Raw genomic sequence first — 13,307 nt, 5'->3', positions numbered from 1 at the left:
CAGAGTCAGGAAAGGGAAATGGAAGCGACGAGCAGGATTGCGATCTCGCCCAGCTGCTGAAGGGCGCCGACGGTGTCGCCGGTCTGGCCGCCGATCTGGTTGAGGCAAAGCGCGCGGAAGGCGGCGAATGACAGACCGAGCAGGATGATCGCGAAAACGGCAGCGCCGAACCCAAGCGTCAGCAGTGCGACCGCACCGAGTACGGCACCGATGCCAGCTGTTTTAGCCGAGACGGTCCCCGCTTCGGCCGAAAGGCCGTCGCTGCGGGCCGGCTGCAGCAGGTGCATGAAGGCGCCGAGCAGGCCGCGCGAGGCGGCATGCGCGGCAATGAGGGCCCAGAAGACATGAGCCGGGCCGGCGAGTTCTGAGAGCGCGCTCCAGCGGATCAACAGCGAGATGCCGAGCGCGCAGGCGCCGTAGGCACCGATGCGGCTGTCACGCATGATCTCCAGTTTCCTGTCGCGGGTCTTGCCGCCGCCAAAACCATCAGCAACATCCGACAGCGCGTCCTCATGCAGGCAGCCGGTGACAAGCAAGATCGCGGCAAGGGCGAACGCTGCAGCAGGACCTCCGGCTAGGCCCAGCGTCGTGCCGACGGCGCAGGCCAGCGCACCGGCCATAGCGACGGCGAGACCGGCGACCGGTGCAGCCCAGATCGCAGCGGCAAGGCTTCGGCCACGGAAGTCGGCTCGCGGCAGCGGCAGCCGGGTAAAGAAGACGAGGCAAAGCGCGATATCATCGAGAATTTGCTGTTGCGAGGCCTTCATCCGGCCCTCGCAATGGCATGGAAGAACGTGCCGCTGACATTGCCGCGCCGGTAGCCGGAGGCGCCGAGCGGGTTGCCTTGCCCGTCGGCGAGATCGGCCAGCGGCCCGTCATTGCCGGTCGCAACCATCTGCGCGTAGTGGAACTCATGGCCGCGGATCAGCGTGCCTTGGCTGCCGAGCGGACAGCCGGACCGCAGCCGCGCCTCGCGGTAGCCGAGATTCATCTTGCGCTTGGCGAAGCTGGTCGAATGGCCGAGCAGGCCAAGCATCCGATGCGTCTCGCCCGATGCGTCCTCGAGCGCTTCGCCCAGCACCATGAAGCCGCCGCACTCGCCATGCACCGGCCGCGTGGCGGCGAACCTCGCCATGCCCGCCCTGAAATTCGCAGCGGCGGCGAGGCGGCCGGCGTGGAGCTCGGGATAGCCGCCGGGCAGCCAGCAGACATCGCAATTGTCGCCGGGCGCTTCATCGGCGAGCGGCGAGAATGGGACGATCTCGGCGCCGGCCTTGCGCCAATGCGCGGCAACGTGCGGATAGAGGAAGGTAAAGGCGGCGTCCTCGGCGAGTGCAATGCGCTGGCCGGGGGGCGGCAGCGCGTCGCCGAAATTGCCAGGCGCGGGCGTGAATGGCGCCGCCAGAGCCATGATGGCGTCGAGGTCGAGCGAGCGCTCGACCATATCGGCCAGCCGGTCGAGATGCGCCATCAGATTCTCATATTCGCCGGCCTGGACGAGGCCGAGATGGCGCTCGGGCAGGTTGAGCGAGGGATCGCGCAGGATAGCGCCGACGACAGGCAAGCCGAGCGCTTCGATGGCATCGCCGCACAGTCGGCGGTGGCGTTCACTGCCCAATCGGTTGAGCACGGCACCGGCCATGCGCACATCCGGGTCATAAGTAGTAAAGCCCTTGGCAACGGCCGCCGCCGTGGTCGACTGGCCGGAAACGTCGAGCACCAGCAGCACCGGCAAGCCATAAAGTCGGGCAAGGTCGGCGGCCGAGCCGGTGCGGCCCGGAGCAGCCGGAATCCCGTCGAACAGGCCCATGGCGCTTTCGAGGAAGATAAGATCGGCATCTTCGGTCGCTTCGCCGGCCAGTGCGTTAAGCAGGGCGGGCGGCATTGCCCAGCTGTCGAGGTTGATGCCGGATAAGCCTGTGGCGGCGGTGTGGAAGCCGGGATCGATATAGTCCGGGCCGGACTTGGCGCCGCGCACCTTCAGGCCGCGCCGGGCGAGCGCGCGCAGAATGCCGATGGTGACGCTGGTCTTGCCCGAGCCCGAGCGCGGCGCGCCGATGATGATGGCGCGGGTCATGGCTCGCCCGCCAGTGCCGCACGCATAGCGACAATACCCCCGACGACGATCAGCGCCGGCGAGGTCAGACCGGCGGCCGCTGCCTCTTCCGCAATGGTGGCGAGCGTGGCGACGACGATCCGTTCCTGCGGTGTCGTCGCAGCGACAATCACCGCGGCGGGCGTCGAAGGCGCCAGCCCGCCCTCGAGCAGCGAGGCGGCGATCAGCGGCAGATTGGCCATGCCCATATAGATGACCACCGGCTGGCCGGTACGGGCGATGGCCGCCCAGTCGAGATCGTCATCGGTGCCGGCGGCGTGACCGGTCGCCAGGATCAGCGCCTTGTTGATGCCGCGCATGGTGCCGGGAATGCCGGTGGCGGCCAGCGCGCTGAGGCCGGACGTCAGGCCAGGCAGGATGCGGAACGGGATGGTTTTCCCGGCCAGCGCCAGCGCCTCTTCGCCGCCACGCCCGAAAATATAGGGGTCGCCCCCCTTCAGCCTGACGACGCGCCGGCCCGCGCGCGCCAGCCGAACCAGAAGAGCGGTAATGTCGTCCTGCTTCATCGATGGCTTGCCACCGCGCTTGCCGGCATAGAACAGTTCCGCGCCCTCAGCGACGGCGACGACCGCGGGCGAGACCAGCGCGTCATAAACCAGCGCGTCGCACTGTCCGAGGGCGGCCAGCACTTCCAGCGTCAGGCAGCCGGGATCGCCAGGGCCGGCACCGGCCAGCCAGACATGACCGGGCTCCAGCTGGCGCGGTTTGAAGTTCAGCCGGGTGAGCGCCTGCTCGACCGTAGTGTTTCTATTGCTGCCGCTCACAATCCGTCCCGTCCGCGAAAGCGCCGCTGGTAGTGCGCGTCATACAGTGAACTTTCGCCAAAGCCTTCCGCCGCCAGCGAGCGGCCGACGAAGATGATTGCCGTGCGCTCCATCGGATCGGCGGCCAATTGCGCCTCGATGGTGGCCAGCGTGCCGGTCAGCACGCGCTCGTCCGGCCAGGAGGCACGGAAGACGACCGCGACCGGGCAGTCGGCGCCGTAATGCGGCGTCAGCTCGGCGACGACGCGGTCGATGGCGTGGATGGCAAGGTGGATGGCCAGCGTGGCGCCGGTGCGGCCGAAGCCGGCCAGCGTTTCGCCGGGCGGCATTTTCGAGGCGCGGCCGGAGATGCGGGTCAGCACCAGGCTTTGCGCGACTTCTGGAATGGTCAGCTCGCGGCGCAGCGCTGCCGCCGCAGCGGCGAAGGACGGCACGCCCGGCGTCAGTGTATAAGGGATGCCGTGCTTTTCCAGCCGGCGGATCTGCTCGGCAACTGCGCTCCAGACCGACAGATCACCGGAATGCAGGCGGGCGACATCATGGCCGGCCGCGTGGGCGGCCACATATTCGGCCTCGATCTCGTCGAGTGACATCGGCGCGGTGTCGATCAACCTCGTTCCGGGCGCGCAGTGCTGCAACAGCTCCGGCGCGACGATCGATCCGGCATAGAGGCAGACGGGACAACTGCCGAGCAGGCGGCTGCCGCGCAAGGTGATCAGGTCGGCAGCACCCGGGCCGGCACCGATGAAATGGACGGTCATGCCGCATCTCCGCTGATGGCGATGGCGCAGGTGACAGCACCGAGCACCGTGCGCGGCCCGAGCAGCTTTGCGCCTTTGCCGGCGGCGGCAAGCGCCGAGGCTTCGGAAACAGACGGCGTGCCGGCATGCTCCTGTGATAGGTCGGAGTGGCTGGTCGTAGATGCAGCTTTGAGTTCGTCCTGCTCGACAACGATCACCGGGAGGCGCAGTTCACGTCCGGCGGCGAAGATTGCCGCTTCATCCTGCTTGAGAGACGCGGTCGCGAGGGCTGAAAGCGCGGGCAGGGCAAGCCCGTGCGCCTCCAGTGCGGTTTCTACCGCAGCAAGCACGTCGCGTGCGCTGACACCTTTGCGGCTGCCGATGCCCGCGACCATCATGGCTTGGCCCAACTCCATTGGGTGACCGGCACAGCCGGCCGCCAGGCCTGCATCGAACCAACCGGCGAAGCACGGGATATAGCGATCCGGGTAAGCTCGCCTCCGAGCGCAGCGTGACGGGAAAGCAGCAGTGCCTCCATCTCCAGGGTCACTGCGTTGGCGACTAGGCGGCCGCCGGCAGGTAAGGCATCGATGGCTCTTTCCAGCACGCCGGCATCGCTGCCGCCGCCGCCGATGAAGATCGCTGCCGGCGTTTCCAGCCCAGCAAGAGCTTGCGGTGCGGAACCTTCAACGACGGCGAGACCGGGAACGCCGCAGGCCGCGGCGTTACGTCGGATGCGGACGGCGCGGGCCGGATCGGCCTCAACGGCGATGGCACGCATGGAAGGATGGGCCAGCATCCATTCGATGCCGATGGAGCCCGATCCGGCGCCGATGTCCCACAGCAGTTCGCCGCGCCTTGGCGCGAGAGCGGACAGGGTGACGGCGCGCACTTCGCGCTTGGTGATCTGGCCGTCATGCTCGAACAAACGATCGGCAAGTCCCGCTGTCAGCGGCAGGATGGGTGCTTGCGGAGTCGATTCAACTTCGATCGCGAGCACGTTGAGCGGATTGATCTTTGCGAGGTCGAAGGTGCCGGCGCTCGCCGAGCGCAGCCTTTCGTTCGGCCCACCCAGCGCCTCCAGCACCGTCAACCGCGAAGCGCCGAAGCCAAGTTCGATAATGAGACGGGCAATCGCTCCCGGTGCATCGCTGTCCGAGGTCAGCGCGAGAATGCGGGTGCAAGGATGCAGCAACGGCCGGATCAGGTCGAGCGAGCGGCCATGCAGCGAAATGGTCTCGACGTCCTGCAGCGCCCAGCCCAGGCGTGAGGCGGCCAGCGAAAAGGCCGAGGGCGCGGGGATCACCCGCATATCCTCTGCCGCGACCTTGCGGGCGAGGGTGACGCCGGCACCGTGGTAGAAGGGATCGCCGGAGGCCAGCACGCAGACGCGTCTGCCGGAGAGCGCCAGCACGTCGCGCATCTCGGCATCGAAGGGCGTCGGCCAGGCGCGCGCTTCACCTTTGATCAGTGATGCGACAAGGGCGAGGTGGCGCTTGCCGCCGAAGACGAACTCGGCCTCAGCGATCAACCGCTTGGCCTCGTCGCCGAGACCCGCTACACCGTCCTCGCCGATGCCGACGATCGTAAGCCACTTTGAGGTGAGCTTGGCGCCGCGCGGAGCTTCAGCAGGCATAATGACCCACCGCATTCTGATCCTCGGCGGAACCACCGAAGCACGGCAACTGGCCGGCAAGCTTGCCGCGCGCGCGGATATTTCGGTCATGCTGTCGCTGGCCGGTCGTACCGAAAACCCGGCCGCGCAGGGGGTGCCGGTGCGGGTCGGCGGCTTCGGCGGTGCCGGCGGGCTGGCGGCGTATCTCCGCCAGAACAAGATCGACCTGCTGATTGACGCCACGCATCCCTATGCGGCGCAAATCTCCGCCAATGCGGCGGAAGCAGCGCGCATGACCGGCGTGCCTATCGTTGCGCTCAGGCGTCCCGGATGGGAGGCGGTCGAAGGTGATCGCTGGACGTTGGTCGACACCGTTGCCAGCGCGGTGACGGCTTTGGGATCGGTGCCGCGCCGTGTGTTCCTGGCGCTCGGGCGGCAGGAGGTCGCTGCCTTCGAGGCAGCTCCCCGGCATCATTATCTCGTTCGCAGTGTCGACCCGGTCGAGCCCAGGCTCGCTGTGCCCGACGCGGCCTATCTCTTGGCGCGCGGGCCGTTTCATGAGGTCGATGAGCGCGCGCTGCTCGAAAGCCGTGGCATCGAAGTCGTTGTTTCCAAAAACAGCGGCGGCGAGGCGACCTACGGCAAGATCGCGGCGGCGCGGGCGCTCGGTGTCGAGGTGATCATGATCCGTAGGCCGGCGTTGCCGGACGTTACGTCGGCCGAAACCATCGAATCGCTTGCCGCTATGGTCGATCATTTTCTGGTCGGTCATGTTCTTGGGCCCGCTGCCGAACGCGGCGTGTAGACCAGCGCGGCCTTGTCACGCCGCTTGATGATCCTGGTTTCCGGCGAGCCGATGATGATGCAGGTGGCCATGTCAGCCTTCGCGGCATCGGCGTCGGCCAGCAGAAAAACCTCGATGCGCTCGTCGGGACGGCCGGCGGCACGGCCAAAGATCACCGGCGTGGTGCCGGGCAGGATCGCCGTCAGGCATTCGAACGCGCGGCCAAGCTGCCAGGGGCGTGCCTTGCTGATCGGATTGTAGAGCGCGATGACGAAGCCGGCGCCCGCCGCCGCAAGTAGGCGCAGCTCGATCAAATCCCACGGCTTCAGATTGTCGGACAACGAGATGGCGCAGAAATCATGGCCGAGCGGCGCGCCGATGCGGGCGGCGACGGCGAGCATGGCGGTAATGCCGGGCACGATAGCGATGTCGACCGTGCGCCATTCGGGTGGGCCCGCCTCGATCGCCTCGCAGACGGCCGCCGCCATGGCGAAGACGCCGGGATCGCCGCCCGACACGACGGCGACATCGTGGCCTTCCGCAGCCTTCAGCAGCGCGTCCCTGGCGCGCGCGAGTTCCTCGCGATTATCGGAAGCGACGCGGGTCTGCTCGGGGCGCAGATCTAGCCGGTCGAGATAAGGCTTGTAGCCATAGAAGAATTTTGCCTCGCCAACGGCGCGGCTGGCTTCCGGCGTCACCTGGTCGGCGTTGCCGGGCCCGAGGCCGATGACGGTGAGGCGGCCGCTCATGCTTCGGCTCTCAATGCGCTTGGCCGGCCCGACCAGCCGGCCACCAGAACGATGGCGAAATAGGGCGCCTGGTCGTCCTTTTTATCGGCCAGCCGCATCGAGACGCCGCCCGGCATGGTGCCGCGCTCGACGTAGACGGCCCGCGCCAGTTTGTCGGTTGCCTCCAGCGCGCGCCTGATCTTGGGCAGGTTGCGGCCGACCTTCATGATCACCGCAGCGTCGGTGTCGGCGAGGCGACGCGTCAGCTCGAATTCGCTCATCGTGCCCGGCAGCACCGTCAGCACGTCGTCGCCCTGGACGATCGGCAGGCCGGTCGCCGACCAGCAGCCGGACATGGCGGTGACGCCCGGGATGACTTCGGTCGGAAAGCGGTGCGCCAGCCGGACATGAAGATGCATGTAGGAGCCGTAGAAAAGCGGGTCGCCCTCCGAGAGCACCGCGACCATCCTGCCGGCGCTGAGGTGCTCGGCGACCTTTTCGGCCGATTGCTCATAGAAATCGGTGATCTGCGAGCGGTAATCGCTGTGATCCTTGTCGATTTCGGTTGTCACCGGATAGAGCAGCGGCAGTTCAATCAAATCGGGGCGAAAATGGGCACCGACGATGGCGCGCGCATTGCTGTTGTTGCCGCGCTTGGCGAAATGCGCAACGACATCGGCCTCGGCCAGCGCACGCACCGCCTTCAGCGTCAGCAGGTCGGGGTCGCCGGGACCGGTGCCGACGCCGACCAGTCGACCTTTTGCGATCACGTTCATAGGCCCGGCCTCGCCAATGCATTGAGGGCGGCGGCGGTCATGGCGCTGCCGCCCAGCCGGCCGCGCACGATGGCGTAAGGCACGCCATAGCAATTTTCGGCCAGCGCATCTTTCGATTCGGCGGCACCGACAAACCCGACCGGCATGCCGATAATCGCCGCCGGCCTCGGCGCGCCGTCGCGCAGCTTTTCCAGCAGATAAAACAGGGCGGTCGGCGCATTGCCGATGGCGACGACCGAACCGGCCATGCGCTCGCCCCACAGGTCGATCGCCGCGGCCGAGCGGGTGTTGCCGATCTTTTTCGCGATGTCGGCGGTCCGCGGATCGCGCAGCGTGCAGATTACCTCGTTGCCGGCAGGCAGCCGGGCGCGCGTGACGCCGTGCGAGACCATCTGCGCGTCGCAGAAGATCGGCGCGCCGGCGCCCAACGCTGTGCGCGCGGCGGCGACGAAATCGGTCGAGAAAACGAAGTGCCGCGCGGCCTCGACCTGGCCGCATGCATGGATCATGCGGATAGCGACGTCGGCCTCGGCTTCGGAAAAGCGCGACAGGTCGGCCTCGGCGCGGATGATGGCGAAGGAGCGCTCATAGATCGCCGTGCCGTCATGGATGTAGTCGTAGGCGGTCATGTTCATTCCTGTCGGTAAGCTTTGACGACGCCCGCCGTGCCGAGCCTCGCTAGGCAGGCGGCAGCGGTTTCGCCGGGATGTCTTGCGCTGCGGATCGCCGCTGCAACGCGGCCGATGCCGTGCGCGGCGTCGTAGCCCGGCCTGTATCCGGCGGGCAATGCCTTTGCCGTCCCGTCCACGACAAGCCCGGCTCCGTTTTCGCCACCGACCAGGGTCAGCTTCGCCGGACCGGGATGGGCGCAGCCCTTGGCGCAGCCGGAGATGTGCAGCGTCAGCGAGGAATCGAGGATGTCGCGGTTTTCTGTAGCGATGATCTCGGCGATGTCGCGGGTAGCGATGCGGCCGGAGGCACAGGCGGGTGCGCCAGGGCAGGCGGCGATTTTCGTGCGCGGATCGGCTGCGTCGGTGACAAAGCCGAGGGTTGCGGCGGCTTGGTGCAGCTGGGGGCAGGCGGCCGGTGGCAGGCCGATGAAAAGCAGCGCGCGGCTTGGAGCGAGACGGATTTCGGTGACGCCCAGGGCGATGGCTTCTTGCGTGAGGCCGATGAGTTTTTGCGCGGGCATGCTGCCGAAGGGCAGGCCGATGCCGAGGGCACGGCCGTTGCTCAGGTTGAAGATACCAATGGGCGGGCGAAAGCGTTCGGCGGCGCCCCCCTCTGTCCTGCCGGACATCTCCCCCTCTAGGGGGGAGATTGCGCCTTGGTCTCCGCCTTCGCTAATCGCCGAAGTCGCGCCGAATACCGAGGCAGCAGAAGTACGGCCGTCGGCGGAACTGCCGATCTCCCCCCTAGAGGGGGAGATGTCCGGCAGGACAGAGGGGGGCGCGAAGGAATGCCAGCTTGCGAGTGATCTACGCTGCCGTTCCGTCAAATCCCTTGCATGAGCTTCGCGGCCTTTTTCGGCGACCATCCTGAGAATCGCGACGGCGATATCACGGGCAGCATCTTTCTCGATCATGGCGAGAGGCCTGACATTCTGCCCGTCACCAGCAACAGCTATCCGCCAGCCGACGCCCGCGTCGGTTCTGATCGCAGCCAGTCGTACATCGGCCACTACCGCATCCATCGTCAGTTGCCCGCCGCCGTCGATGACGACTGAAACCTTCGGACCGAGCCTTGCCGTCAGACCAGCCTCTTCAATCGCCACCCGAATCCGCTCCGCCATCGGGCGCGGGTCGGCTATCTCCTCCGGGTCGAGCCCGGCCAGTGGGCCGGTCTCGACCGGCACGCCGGTGCGCACGGCGATGCCGAGCGCATCGACCTCCATCGCCAGTAGCCGGGCGCTTTCGTGCGTCAGGCCGCGTATCTGCAGGCCGCCGCGGGCGGTCACTTCCATGATGCCGTTGCCATGGCGCAAGGCGGATTCGCAGAGTCCGATCAACGACTTCGGCAACAGTCCTCCAGCGACCGGATTGAGCCGCACCAGCAGCCCGTCGCCGGTTTGCATCGGCGCGGACAAGGCAGGGCAGGCGCCACGGCGCGAGAAAGCGTTCATGCCGCCACTCCCAGAGCTTGCGCTTCGGCAATCAGTGCGGCGAGATCGTTATCGATCGAGTTGCGCAGCGGATGCCAGAGCCCGCGCCGCCGTGCTGACAGCAAACGCTCGGCAATCACCTTCGCCGCCGCCGGGTTCTCGCGCAGGATGAAGGCGCGCACCACGGGGTCGCCGAGATAGGCGTCGTGCACGGCCTCGATCAGCGTGCCTGATATGGCATGGGTAGTCTCGGCAAAGCCGACCAGCCGGTCGACCGTCTCGGCGAATTCCGAGGCGCCGCGCGGCCCGTGCCGCATCTGGCCGGCGATGAAGCGCGGGTTGACCGCGCGGGCGCGAACTACCCGGGATACGGCCTCACCAACCGAGCGCGGCTTGGGCTTTTGCGGGTCCGTGGTGTCGAGCACGATCACGTCGGCGTTCTTGCCGAGCGCGGCAAGCGCTGCCGAAAAGCCGCCGATAAAGGCGACGTCGGCCGAGCCTTCGAGGATGTCGCGGCCGGGGTCGTCGCCGGTATGAACCAGAAGGTCGGCCTCAGCGATGCGACCCTCAAACGCGCCAGGCGCCGAAATGCCTTCGCCCTCGGCGCCGCCATAGGCATGCGAAGTGGCGTCGAGATAGGCGCGGCCGATCTCTTCGCGCGCCGACCAGTCGCCGCTCGACAACATGTCCTCGACGCCGGCGCCGTAAGTGCCGGGCGAAGTGCCGAAAATGCGCGGGCTGATCTTGCCGTCGATGCGGGTCCTGGCCGCCAGCGGGTTTTCCGAATCGTGCTCGTCGCGGGTCGCCACGGCGTTGGCCGCGGCGTCGATCAGCGCGATCTGGGTCGGGAACATATCGCGGAACAGGCCCGATATGCGCCAGGTGACGTCGACGCGCGGGCGGCCGAGCGTTGCCGGCGGCAGCACCTCGATGCCGGTGATGCGGCCGGTGGCTGAATCCCATTGCGGCCGGCAGCCCATCAGCGCCAGGCCTTGCGCGATCTCCTCGCCGCCGGTGCGCAGCGAGGCCGACCCCCAGAGGTCGATGACCAGCGAGCGCGGCCAGTCGCCATGCGATTGCATGTAGTTGCGGACGACTTCTTCCGCTGCCGCCTTACCCAGATCATAGGCGGTCGGCGTCGGCATGGTGCGCGGGTCGGCGGTAAACAAATTGCGGCCGGTGGGCAGCACATCGCTCCGGCCACGCGCCGGCGCGCCGGCCGGACCGGCAGCGACGTGGCGGCCGTCGAGGGCGGCAAGCAGCGCGGTTTTTTCAGCTGCCGCACTTTGCCGCCGTACCGGATCAGCTTCGCCTTCCGGCGAGCGGCCGTAAATGTGCAGGCCGTCCTTGATGGCGAAATCCTTGAGATCGCAGAGCCAGGCGTCGATGCGGCGCAAAGCCTCGTCGGCTACGTCGGTCCTGGCGACACCAGCCTCTGAGGCGAGGCCGGTCTTTTCCGCCGTTTCGACTATCAGCTTCGCCAGGCGGTCGCGGCGGCGGCGGTCGAGCCCGTCGGCCTGGGCATATTCGTCGACCAGTCGTTCGAGCCTGTGCTGGTTTTCGTCCAGCCCGGCGCCGGTCAGCGGCGGCGGCAGATGGCCAAGCGTGACGGCGGCAACGCGCCGCTTGGCTTGCGCTGCCTCGCCGGGGTTGGAGACGATGAAGGGGTAGACGACGGGCAGGGCGCCGGTGACGATTTCGGGAAAGCAGTTTTCGCTGAGCGCAACGGTCTTGCCGGGCAGCCATTCCAACGTGCCGTGGGCGCCGACATGGACAATTGCATGGATGCCGAGCGACTGGCGCAGCCAGAGGCCAAAGGCGACCAGCGCATGGCGCGGCGGCAATGTCGGGTCGTGATAGTCGGCGCGGCGGTCGACTGAGCGCCCGCGATCGGGGGCGAGCGCCACGGTGATGTTGCCGAACGTGGCCGTGCGGAAGCGGAATTTGGCGACGGCAGGCGCTTGAACACCCCCCTCTGTCCTGCCGGACATCTCCCCCGCAAGGGGGGAGGTTGCGCTCTCATTGCCGGTTTCGCCAATCACTGAGGTTGCAGAACGGGTGCCGTCGGCGAAACGGCCAATCTCCCCCCTTGAGGGGGAGATGTCCGGCAGGACAGAGGGGGGCGCCTCGCGCGAACCTGTCTCATCTTCCGCCTTACCCCATGCCGCCTCCACGGCAGCGAGTGCCGCAGTCGGTAACTCTGCAGAAAGAGCGAGATAATCGTCCAGTCTCAGCCCACCATTGCCCCGTTCCAGCAAATCCAACAACTCCCTTGGCGTTTGCGGAATCCTTTCAACGGCGTAGCCCTGTTCGCTCAGGTCGTGCAGCATTGCCAGCACGCTGGACGGCACGTCGAGGCCGACGGCGTAGCCGGTGCGACCGGGGGCGCTCGGATAGTCGGGGATCAGGATGGCGAGCTTGCGTTCCGCGCGCGGCGTCCGCTGCAGGCGCACGAATGCCTCGATACGGTTCGCCACTTGCGCGACGCGGTCGGGCTCTGGCCGGTTGGCGAAGGCGCGGAAGGCCAATGCAGGATCGGTTTCGCTTTCGCCCTTGAAGGAAATGGCGCCGGCCAGGATGCGGCCGTCGAGCTCGGGCAGGACGACATGCATAACAAGGTCGGCCGGCGCCAGGCCGCGCTGATTGGTTTGCCAGATGTCGCGGCGGGTGGTTGCGACGATGACCTGGAACACCGGCACGCCGGCGCGGTCGAACAGGGTTTCAACGCCCGGCTCGGCCCCGGAGGCGAAAGCTGTGGCAGTGATGATGGCGGCAGGCTTCAGCGTTGCAAGCGCGGTTTCAACAAAGGCGAGTGAGGCCGGGTCCTTGAGGCTGGAGACGAAGATAGGCACGGGAGCCATGCCGCGCGCGCTCAGCGCTTCGAAAAGTGCGTCGATGGGCGCGACGTCGGCGGCGAGCAGCATCGAACGGTAGAAGAGAATTGGCACGACGTCCCCATCCCCCTCGAGGGGAGGGTGGCCCGAAGGGCCGGGTGGGGTCGTTGCGGCAGTGCTCGACATTTTTTTCTGTCGGCGCGCTTCAAAGTGTTGGCACGCTTCGGAGAGGACCCCACCCTCGGCCTTCGGCCGGACCCTCCCCTCGAGGGGGAGGGGGACGACCCCCAGCCCCGGCTCGTAAAATCCCGCCTTTGGCACGCTAACAGGTTCGGCTACCGCCGCACCCGATCCAGCGAGACTTGCCAGCCTCTGCACCAGCGCCGTCATATTTGCCGGCCCGCCCTCGCGAAAATAGCCCAGCAGGGCGTCCAACTCCTCGCGCGGCAGCGTCGAGCCTTCGATCAGTCGCAAATCCTCGTCGTGGCTCTCGCCCGGTAGGAGCGCCAGCTTGATACCGCGATTTCGCGCGATAACGGCGAGCTGGTCGCAGCCATAGCGCCACCACTCGTAGCCGCCGAGAATGCGGACCAGAATGACCTTGGCGTGGCGGGCGACGCTCTCGGTCCAGAGGTCGACGGACATCGGATGGCGCAGGTCGCGCAAGGCGGCGAGCCGCATCGAGGGCAGGCGGTCCGCATCCGCCTTCCACGCCGCCGCCAGCCCGGCCAGGTCGCTGTCGGTGAAGGACAGGGCCACGACATCCGCAGGCGTTTGCCTGAGATCGACAGGCTCGGCGAGATCGTCGAGCGAGGCGGATGTGGTGGTGAGGATGTGCATCGCGGCTCG

The 13,307-nt window shown here is 67.3% G+C and carries 12 protein-coding genes; 1 reads left to right on the top strand and 11 read right to left on the bottom strand.

The genetic code is table 11. From position 1 onward, the window contains the following. Positions 1 to 5: 5 nt before the first annotated feature. From cobS to cbiE, 6 genes are read right to left on the bottom strand one after another with little or no spacing between them, the layout of a single operon-like run. Positions 6 to 767, bottom strand: coding sequence for an adenosylcobinamide-GDP ribazoletransferase (gene cobS / locus NKJ13_RS08415; RefSeq protein WP_254818087.1), 762 nt, complete (start codon positions 765 to 767; stop codon positions 6 to 8). Continuing rightward, positions 764 to 2,077, bottom strand: a complete 1,314-nt coding sequence (locus tag NKJ13_RS08410; protein WP_352738742.1) for a cobyrinic acid a,c-diamide synthase CobB — start codon at positions 2,075 to 2,077, stop codon at positions 764 to 766. The genes cobS and NKJ13_RS08410 overlap by 4 nt, the downstream gene beginning before the upstream one ends. Then, positions 2,074 to 2,880, bottom strand: coding sequence for a uroporphyrinogen-III C-methyltransferase (cobA, locus tag NKJ13_RS08405; protein ID WP_352738740.1), 807 nt, complete (start codon positions 2,878 to 2,880; stop codon positions 2,074 to 2,076). Before cobA ends, NKJ13_RS08410 begins: the two co-directional genes overlap by 4 nt. Continuing rightward, positions 2,877 to 3,641 carry a precorrin-4 C(11)-methyltransferase gene (gene cobM / locus NKJ13_RS08400; protein WP_352691652.1) on the bottom strand — a complete coding sequence of 255 codons (765 nt, stop codon included), beginning with the start codon at positions 3,639 to 3,641 and terminating at the stop codon, positions 2,877 to 2,879. The genes cobA and cobM overlap by 4 nt, the downstream gene beginning before the upstream one ends. Beyond that, positions 3,638 to 4,018: a cobalamin biosynthesis protein gene (locus NKJ13_RS08395; RefSeq protein WP_254818091.1), complete on the bottom strand. Its 381-nt coding sequence runs from the start codon at positions 4,016 to 4,018 to the stop codon at positions 3,638 to 3,640. Before NKJ13_RS08395 ends, cobM begins: the two co-directional genes overlap by 4 nt. Continuing rightward, positions 4,015 to 5,256: a precorrin-6y C5,15-methyltransferase (decarboxylating) subunit CbiE gene (gene cbiE, locus NKJ13_RS08390; RefSeq protein WP_352738738.1), complete on the bottom strand. Its 1,242-nt coding sequence runs from the start codon at positions 5,254 to 5,256 to the stop codon at positions 4,015 to 4,017. The genes NKJ13_RS08395 and cbiE overlap by 4 nt, the downstream gene beginning before the upstream one ends. A gap of 1 nt (position 5,257) precedes the next feature. On the opposite strand from cbiE, the gene NKJ13_RS08385 reads away from it, so the two are divergent. Beyond that, positions 5,258 to 6,040, top strand: a complete 783-nt coding sequence (locus tag NKJ13_RS08385; RefSeq protein WP_352777651.1) for a cobalt-precorrin-6A reductase — start codon at positions 5,258 to 5,260, stop codon at positions 6,038 to 6,040. Here the strand turns inward: NKJ13_RS08385 and NKJ13_RS08380 are convergent. Genes NKJ13_RS08380 through NKJ13_RS08360 form a run of 5 tightly spaced genes read right to left on the bottom strand, consistent with a single transcriptional unit; the run spans position 6,004 to position 13,298 of the window. Then, positions 6,004 to 6,768, bottom strand: coding sequence for a precorrin-3B C(17)-methyltransferase (locus NKJ13_RS08380; RefSeq protein WP_352691656.1), 765 nt, complete (start codon positions 6,766 to 6,768; stop codon positions 6,004 to 6,006). The two genes, NKJ13_RS08385 and NKJ13_RS08380, sit on opposite strands and share 37 nt — an antisense overlap. After that, positions 6,765 to 7,523 (bottom strand): precorrin-2 C(20)-methyltransferase, encoded by a 759-nt coding sequence (locus NKJ13_RS08375; protein ID WP_352691658.1) that lies wholly within the window; start codon positions 7,521 to 7,523, stop codon positions 6,765 to 6,767. Before NKJ13_RS08375 ends, NKJ13_RS08380 begins: the two co-directional genes overlap by 4 nt. Further along, positions 7,520 to 8,152: a precorrin-8X methylmutase gene (locus NKJ13_RS08370; protein ID WP_352691660.1), complete on the bottom strand. Its 633-nt coding sequence runs from the start codon at positions 8,150 to 8,152 to the stop codon at positions 7,520 to 7,522. Before NKJ13_RS08370 ends, NKJ13_RS08375 begins: the two co-directional genes overlap by 4 nt. A gap of 2 nt (positions 8,153 to 8,154) precedes the next feature. Further along, entirely contained in the window at positions 8,155 to 9,645 is a 1,491-nt protein-coding gene (cobG, locus tag NKJ13_RS08365; RefSeq protein ID WP_352703627.1) for a precorrin-3B synthase, read from the bottom strand. Next, positions 9,642 to 13,298: a cobaltochelatase subunit CobN gene (locus tag NKJ13_RS08360; protein WP_352777648.1), complete on the bottom strand. Its 3,657-nt coding sequence runs from the start codon at positions 13,296 to 13,298 to the stop codon at positions 9,642 to 9,644. Before NKJ13_RS08360 ends, cobG begins: the two co-directional genes overlap by 4 nt. Positions 13,299 to 13,307: the final 9 nt, after the last annotated feature.

It is taken from the genome of Mesorhizobium sp. M0174, assembly GCF_040322275.1.
Classification (GTDB): domain Bacteria; phylum Pseudomonadota; class Alphaproteobacteria; order Rhizobiales; family Rhizobiaceae; genus Mesorhizobium.
Note: the sequence above shows the minus strand (reverse complement) of the source record. Positions and strands in the feature narration are given on the sequence as shown.